We start from the raw sequence: 7,132 nt of genomic DNA, 5'->3' as shown, positions 1-7,132 counted from the left end.
GCACCGTGCCGGAGCCGTCGGCCGCCACGGTGATCGCGAGAGCGGCCTGCGCACTCGTGACGCCGGCCAGGGTGCCGGTCAGCGCGGCCAGCCCGGCCAGGCCGGTCGCGAGCAGCTTGCGAGAGATCATGAAAGCTCCTGTCGGGGTGGACACCGGAGTGCCCGGTCTCCCCCGGAAGCGGGAGGCCGGGCACGCACCGGGTCAGAGCGAGATGCGACCCGCGCCGGCGTTGCCGGTCACGATGGACTTCACACTGCCGGCGGCGTCGGCCGTGTAGCCGTACGGGATGGCCTTGACGCTGCCGCCGGTCTGGCCGGAGCCCGAGGAGACGAGCAGGTTGCCCCGGGCGACCAGCGTGCCCGGACCGGAGTCGCCCTCACCCAGGTGGAACGGGTCCGGGACACCCTCGAACGAGTTGTTCTCGACCAGCACGCCGGCACCCTCGGTCGAGGCCACGCCGTAGCCGCTGTTGTTGCGGTAGTAGTTGTTGTAGACGTGCACCGGGTTGCCGAAGCGCACCCGCGGGTGCCGCTGGGTCGACGCGTCGAACCAGTTGTGGTGGTAGGTCACCCGCAGGTGGCCGGTGTCCTGCGAGGCGTTGTCGTCGCTGTGGCCCAGCAGCATCGACTTGTTGTGGTTGTGGACCCGGTTCCAGGACACCGTGACGAAGTCGGAGCCGCGCTTGATGTCGACCGCGCCGTCGTAGCCGTTGGTGAAGGTGTTGTGGTCGACCCAGATGTTGGTGGCCGAGGTCTGCACGTTGATGGCGTCGTCGTTCCAGTCCCGGAACGTGATGTTGCGGATGATCACGTTGCGATCGCCGTTGATGTTGAGGCCGCAGCCCGCGATCGTGGCGCCGGCGTTGCCGATGATGGTCTTGTTGGACCGCACCCGCAGCATGCCGGAGCAGGAGATCGTCCCGGAGACGCGGATGACCGCGGCCGAGCTGGAGCCGACGGCCGTGGTCAGCGCCGAGGCGCTGGTCACGGTGGTGGTCGCGGCGCTCCCGCCGCCGGTGGTCCCGCCGTTCTGGGTGGCCCAGCCGACCAGGTCGGTGATGGCGGCCAGGGTGCTCGGCGGGGCGGCGGCGGCGGTGGTCTCCGCGGCGGAGGCGGCGCCGGTCATGGTGATCCCGGCGGTGACGAGGGCGAGAGCGGCTGCGCCGGCGGTTGAGCCGAGCACGAGCTGGCGCACGTTGCTGCGCATGGTTTCTCCTTGACGCTCGGTGAGGTGCCGCGCGATGGATCGCGGCGGGTGAGGATCGGATGAGGTGCCGTCCGGAACGGCACGAGCGGCCGCCGGCCGGATCGCCGGGGCGTCTCGCTGCTGCAGCTGTTGCCGGCTCCCGCGCCCGCTTTGCCCGAAGCAAGCGCTTACCTATACCACAACAACACAGACGGACGTCAATGTGAAGGCATAGGCGTTTGCAGGTTGTTTGCAGACATTCGGCTCAGTACACGTACGGCCAGCCCGCCGAGTCGTACCCGATCAGGTTGATGCCGAGCCGGGACGCGCCGTTGTCCGCGTAGTAGTGATAGACCAGCACGTCACTGTCGGTGTCGGTGAAGACGGCCTGGTGGCCCGGCCCGTGGATGCTGCCGTGCGAGGCCAGCATCTGGGTGCCGCCGCCGACGGTCATGGCGGTGCCGTTGCGGTCCACGAAGGGCCCGGTGACGCTGGTGGACCGGCCGACCATGATCCGGTACGTGCTGGAAGCGCCCCGGCAGCAGTAGTCGAACGACACCCAGAGGTAGTAGTACGAGCCGTGCCGCACCAGGGTCGGCGCCTCGATCGCGCCGCCACCGCGACCGGCGAGGGACCGGATCGTGCTGTCCGACCGCTTGCCCGTCGAGGCGTTCAGGGCGACCTGCTTGATGCCGGACCAGAACGAGCCGAAGCTCAGCCACCACCGGCCCTGGGTGTCCACGGTGAGGTTGGGGTCGATCGCGTTGTAGTCGTTGCCGCTGTTCGACTCGATCACCAGGCCCTGGTTCGTCCACGACCCGGACGCCCCGGTGGTGCTGGTGGCCAGGAAGATCGCCGAACGGTTCGAGCCGAAGGTGGAGGCCGAGTAGTACAGGTAGTACCGGCCGTTGCGGTACGAGATGTCGGGCGCCCACAGATTGCGGCTGCCCCCGGTGTACGCGGTCGTCCAGCTCGCCCCGTTCGGAAAGACGGCGCCCGCGTTGCGGAAGGCGGTCCGGTCCGAAGAGGTCTTGAGCTGGATGTTGTCCCCGGTGTACGCGGCGAGATAGCCACCCGCGGGCGTCTTGACGATCGACGGGTCGTGCACCCCGATGTCGCCGGTCACGACGCCCGGGTTCGGATAGTCGGCTGCCTCCGCGGTGGCGACACCCGTCAGCGCCAGCAGAGCGCCGGTGAGCACCCCCACCAGCAGGCTGCGCCGCCCGGTGCGGCGCGTGCGGATCTCGGGCATGGGACCTCCCTGATCGGACAATGGAGCTCAGACAATGACATCGATCGATGTCGTGCCGAAGTGTGAACGGTAACAACTATGTCGTCAAGGTGTCCCGGTTGTTTCCGGCAGATGAGGTCAGTCCGCCGCCGAACGGGCGCAGCGGCGCAACTCCTCGAGCACACACTGCGCCGGCGGGGTCGACTCGACCGACGTCTGCACCACGGCGTGGATCGAACGCCGTACCGCCGGCGCGGTGACCGGCACCGCGACCAGGCCGGCCGGCATGTTGACGGCGCCGAGCCGGGGCAGCACAGTGACGCCGATGCCGGCCGCGACGAAGGCCAGGGCGGTCGGATAGTCGTGCGCCTCCACCCGGAACGGCGGGGTGAACCCGGCCGACCGGCAGGCGTCGATGAGGTTCTCCCGGCACCAGCCCCGGGCGAAGTCGTTGTCGATCCAGCGCTCCCCCGCCAGCCGGGCCAGCTCCACCGCGTCCGCGCCGGCCAGCGGGTGCCCCGGCGGCACGACCACCACGTACGGGTCGTCCAGCAGGTGATGCACGCGGGTGTCCCGGCTGCCCGCGAAGTCCGCCGGGGCCACCAGCAGCTGGATGTCGACGCGCTTGGCGGCACCGGCGGTGAAGTCGTCGCGCAGTTCCAGATCGAGCCGGATGTCCGGGAAGCGCCGCAGCAGCGTACGGGCCACGGCGGGCAGCCACGCGGCGCCGACCGACGGGAAGTAGGCCATGGACAGCGAACCGGTGCGCCCGTCGCGCAGATCGGCCACGAAGGCCTCGACGTCGCCGAGCCGGCTCAGCGCCCCGTCGATCTGCTCGGCCAGCGCCAGCCCGACCGAGGTGGGCTCGATCCCCCGGCCGCTGCGGGCCAGCAGGACCAGGCCGGTCTCCCGCTGCAGGGCGGTGACGTGCTGACTCACCGCCGAGGGGGTGTAGCCGAGATTGGCCGCGGCGGCGTTGACCGAGCCGCTCGCCACCACGGCCCGGAAGATGCGCAGTCGGTGCAGGTCCAGCATGGTGGTCACCGTACAGCAGGGCTTAACGGTGCGGTAGGAACACTTGCTTGTGCTTAATCGGGTGACCCGGCCAGATTGGGGTGATGCGCACTCCCAGCCTGCCCCTGCTCGCCACCGCCGTCACCATGATCCTGTGGGCCTCGGCCTTCATCGTCATCCGTTCCGTCGGCGGTCACTACACCCCGGGCGCGATGGCGCTGGGCCGGCTCGCCGCCGGCTCCGCGGCGCTGAGCCTGGTCGCCGCGATGCGGCCCCGGCGCCTGCCCCGCGGCCGTCCGCTGCTGCTGGTCATCGGGTACGGCGTGCTGTGGTTCGGCCTGTACGCGGTGGTGCTGAACGCGGCGGAACACCACCTCGACGCCGGCACGACGGCCCTGGTGGTCAACGTCGGCCCGATCCTGATCGCCGTGCTGGCCGGCGTCTACCTCAAGGAGGGCTTTCCCCGCGGCCTGGTCGCCGGCCTGGTGATCGCCTTCTCCGGTGTCGTCACGATCGCCGTCGCCACTTCAACCGGGCGGCACGACGCGATCGGCGTCCTGCTCGCCCTGGGCGCCGCCGCCCTGTACGCCGTCGGAGCCCTGCTGCAGAAGCAGGCCCTGCACGACGTCGACCCGTTCACCGCGACCTGGCTCGGCTGCCTGGCCGGCACCGTGGCCTGCCTGCCGTTCACCGCAGACCTGCTCACCGAGCTCGGGGAGGCACCGCGCAGCGCGACGCTCGGCGTCGTCTACCTCGGCCTGTTCCCCACCGCGATCGCCTTCGCGACCTGGGCGTACGCGCTCAACCGGATGAGCGCGGGCGGGCTGAGCTCCTCGTCCTATCTGGTCCCGGGCATCGCGGTGCTGCTGTCCTGGCTGTTCCTCGGCGAGGTGCCCGCCCCGCTGGCGTTCCTCGGCGGCGCACTGTGCCTGGCCGGCGTCGCGGTGACCCGACTGCCACCGTCGACACTGTTGCACATTCTTGGCAACAAGTCTGGACCGAGGGCCCGTCGGTAAGTACCGTGACGGGCATGACTCATTACCTCGCCGAGGTGGCGGACGCGTGGCAGGAGAGCTGGGACCGGCAACAGGAGGCATACCTGCCGGACCGGGAACACCGGATCACGGCGATGCTCGACGCCGTCGAGGCGGTGACCCCGCACGACCGGCCCGAGGTTCTCGACCTGGCCGGCGGCACGGGCACGATCGCGCTGCGGACCCTCGCGCGCTTCCCGCAGGCGCGGGTCACCGTGGTGGATCAGGACCCCGTGCTGCTGGCCCTGGCCGGGGCATCCCTCGACGGCCGGGCCCGGATCATCGCCGCGGACCTCAATCAGCCGTCCTGGGCCGAGGCATTGCCACACCGGCACTACGACGCTGTGCTGACCGCGACCGCGCTGCATTGGCTGACGCCGGACCGGCTCACCGTGCTCTACGCCGAGCTCCACGACGTACTACGCGCCGGTGGCATCTTTGCCAACGCCGACCACATGCCCGACGAGGGACTGCCGGAGCTGACGAAGCAGCTGCTCACCAGGGCGGACAGCCGCCGCGAGGCCCGCTACGGGACCGGCGCGGCGCTGTCCTGGCGGGACTGGTGGACGCGCGTGGCCGCCGACCCACGGCTGGCGCCCCTGCATGCCGAACGGGAGAAGATCTATCCCACCGCGCACGGCAGTTCGGAGTGGACCCCGCCGGCCGGCTGGCACCTGACGGCGCTGCGGACGGCGGGCTTCACCGAGGCCGGACTGCTCTGGCGCGGTGGTGCGGACGCCACGGTCACCGCCGTGGCGTGACGGCGCGGATCAGCCGCTGCGGCGGTTGCCGTACTGGCGCGGGCTCTGCACCGAGCCGCGGCCGACCGGCTGCTGACCCTTGCTGAAGACCTCGCCACCGCCGCCGGAGCCCTTCTTGCCCTTGGCCCGGCGCTCGGCCCGGTTGGCGAAGACCTCCACCTCGGGCTCCTGCTCGGCGGGCTCGCCGGTGGTCGCTTCGGAACCGGCACTCGACTCGGACATCGTGACTCCCTGAGCTGACGGCGGCCGCGTGGATCGGCACCGACCCGGGCGACGCGGCGGCCGACCGCCAAACGGTATCGCAGAACCCCGCGGCACCGGCGCCCGATCCACCCCCGCCGCGCGGGACGGCGTCAGGAGGCGCCGCCCGAGCGGATGCTCTCGCGGATCCATCCGGCGATGTTGTCGGTGCGGGCACTGTTCTCCACCGCGGTGTGCGGGCAGCTCGGGCCGTTGCTGACCACCGACACCAGCACCGGGCGGGCCTTGCCGCGCTCCAGGAAGAACGGGGCCCCGGAGTCGTACGGGCACGGCGTGGTGTCGGGCTGGGGAGCGTACCCCTGCAGGCCGGTCACGGAATCACTCAGCGAGACCACCGTCATCTGCCCGGTCCGGAGCCGGGTCACCGGCGCCGGGCTCACGCTCGTGGTGGAGCCGTAGCCGGTGACCCGGACGACGGCGCCGATCTCCGGGGCCCGGTGCCCGATGCGCAGCGGCCGCACGTCGCGGACCGGCTGCTCCAGCCGGGCGAGCGAGACGTCCGCGGTCGGTGACTGGATCACCGCGACGACCTTGAGCTCGTGGCCGCCGGTGCCGGTCAGATCCGTGCGGCCCACCGTCGCGGTGGTCAGGTCGGCGACCGGATAGTTGACCCGCACGTTGTTGGCGTCCCGGAAGCAGTGCCCGGCGGTGATCACCCACTGCGGCGCGATGAGGGCGCCCGAGCAGGCGCTGTTACGGCGTCCGCCGCTCGCCGTGGGGATGCCGGTCATGGTCAGCTTGACCGAGAACCGGTACTTGCCGTCCGGCACCGGCTCGCCGTTGGCGATCGCGGTCGCGGCGCCACCGGTGCTCAGCACCAGGCTCAGCACGGCCACGGGAGCGAGCAGGGCACCGACAAAGATCGATCTCGTCCGTCGCATCCGGCCAACCTAGCGGCCGGCCCGCGCCGGGTGAACCCCGCACGCGTACGGATGTCCGACAGCGCCCGTCCGCACCGGGCCGGCCGGTGCGTCCGTGCAATGTCGACTCAGCGGGTGCTGGCGGTCCGCAGGGAGAGGGCCTGGAGGAAGACCGCGCCGATCTGGGCCGGGTCCTCGGCGACGAAGACGCCCCCGCCGGTCACCTGGGTGATCCGCTCCAGCGGCGCCTCGTCCACCGCGTCGCCGACCCCGACCACGATGACCTGGACCGGCTTGTCCGTGCTCTTCGCCTCGTCCAGCTGGGTGAGCAGCTGCTCCAGCTTGATGTCGCCGGCCTTCTGCCCCGCGTCGGCGCCGTCGGTCATCACCAGCACGGAGTTGACCCGGCCGGCCTGCCAGCCCTTCTGCACCTCGCGGTAGCCGTCGAGGATCGTGCGGTAGAGCCCGGCGTCGCCACCGGCGGGCTTGATGCCGCTCAGCGCCGCGGTGACGTCGTCACGGTTGTCGGTCAGCGGCCCGATCGGCTCCAGTTCGCGGTGGTTGCCGGGGCCCGCGCCGGCGGCGAACAGCCAGAGCCCGACCTGCCAGTCATCGCTGAACAGACCCAGGCCGCTGCGGGCGGCCGCCAGGGTCACCTGCATCCGGCTGGCGTTGCGGGCGGTGGGCACCGGGGTACGCATGCTGTCCGAGGCGTCCACGATGGCCAGGATCCGGGCCGGCGCCACCACGGCCGACCAGCCGGCCAGCGCCCGGTCGATGGTCGC

General features: G+C 71.4%; 8 protein-coding genes. 2 read left to right on the top strand and 6 right to left on the bottom strand.

The features are described 5' to 3' along the window. Positions 1 to 202 precede the first annotated feature (202 nt). The 3 genes from AB0C29_RS25995 to AB0C29_RS25985 all read right to left on the bottom strand — a co-directional run bounded on the left by AB0C29_RS25995 (position 203) and on the right by AB0C29_RS25985 (position 3,452). Positions 203 to 1,207 carry a right-handed parallel beta-helix repeat-containing protein gene (locus tag AB0C29_RS25995; RefSeq protein ID WP_360825030.1) on the bottom strand — a complete coding sequence of 335 codons (1,005 nt, stop codon included), beginning with the start codon at positions 1,205 to 1,207 and terminating at the stop codon, positions 203 to 205. Between the two features lie 244 nt (positions 1,208 to 1,451). Further along, positions 1,452 to 2,438, bottom strand: a complete 987-nt coding sequence (locus AB0C29_RS25990) for an arabinan endo-1,5-alpha-L-arabinosidase (RefSeq protein ID WP_360825027.1) — start codon at positions 2,436 to 2,438, stop codon at positions 1,452 to 1,454. A gap of 117 nt (positions 2,439 to 2,555) precedes the next feature. Continuing rightward, positions 2,556 to 3,452: a LysR family transcriptional regulator gene (locus AB0C29_RS25985; protein WP_360825024.1), complete on the bottom strand. Its 897-nt coding sequence runs from the start codon at positions 3,450 to 3,452 to the stop codon at positions 2,556 to 2,558. Between the two features lie 83 nt (positions 3,453 to 3,535). Between AB0C29_RS25985 and AB0C29_RS25980 the strand changes: the two genes are divergently transcribed. Both AB0C29_RS25980 and AB0C29_RS25975 read left to right on the top strand, forming a co-directional pair. Then, entirely contained in the window at positions 3,536 to 4,447 is a 912-nt protein-coding gene (locus tag AB0C29_RS25980) for a DMT family transporter (protein ID WP_360825021.1), read from the top strand. Between the two features lie 14 nt (positions 4,448 to 4,461). Continuing rightward, the gene (locus AB0C29_RS25975; RefSeq protein ID WP_360825018.1) at positions 4,462 to 5,226 is read left to right on the top strand and encodes a class I SAM-dependent methyltransferase; all 765 of its coding nucleotides are present in this window, start codon (positions 4,462 to 4,464) and stop codon (positions 5,224 to 5,226) included. 9 nt (positions 5,227 to 5,235) lie between these two features. Here the strand turns inward: AB0C29_RS25975 and AB0C29_RS25970 are convergent, their stop codons facing one another. From AB0C29_RS25970 to AB0C29_RS25960, 3 genes are all read right to left on the bottom strand, one after another. Further along, positions 5,236 to 5,448 carry a hypothetical protein gene (locus AB0C29_RS25970; RefSeq protein ID WP_360825015.1) on the bottom strand — a complete coding sequence of 71 codons (213 nt, stop codon included), beginning with the start codon at positions 5,446 to 5,448 and terminating at the stop codon, positions 5,236 to 5,238. A gap of 131 nt (positions 5,449 to 5,579) precedes the next feature. Beyond that, positions 5,580 to 6,368: a trypsin-like serine protease gene (locus tag AB0C29_RS25965; protein WP_360825012.1), complete on the bottom strand. Its 789-nt coding sequence runs from the start codon at positions 6,366 to 6,368 to the stop codon at positions 5,580 to 5,582. A 107-nt stretch (positions 6,369 to 6,475) separates the two neighbouring features. Continuing rightward, positions 6,476 to 7,132 (bottom strand): VWA domain-containing protein (locus tag AB0C29_RS25960; RefSeq protein WP_360825009.1); only part of this gene is annotated, 657 nt, incomplete at its 5' end.

Source organism: Actinoplanes sp. NPDC048791 (assembly GCF_040650095.1).
GTDB lineage: Bacteria > Actinomycetota > Actinomycetes > Mycobacteriales > Micromonosporaceae > Actinoplanes.
Note: the sequence above shows the minus strand (reverse complement) of the source record. Positions and strands in the feature narration are given on the sequence as shown.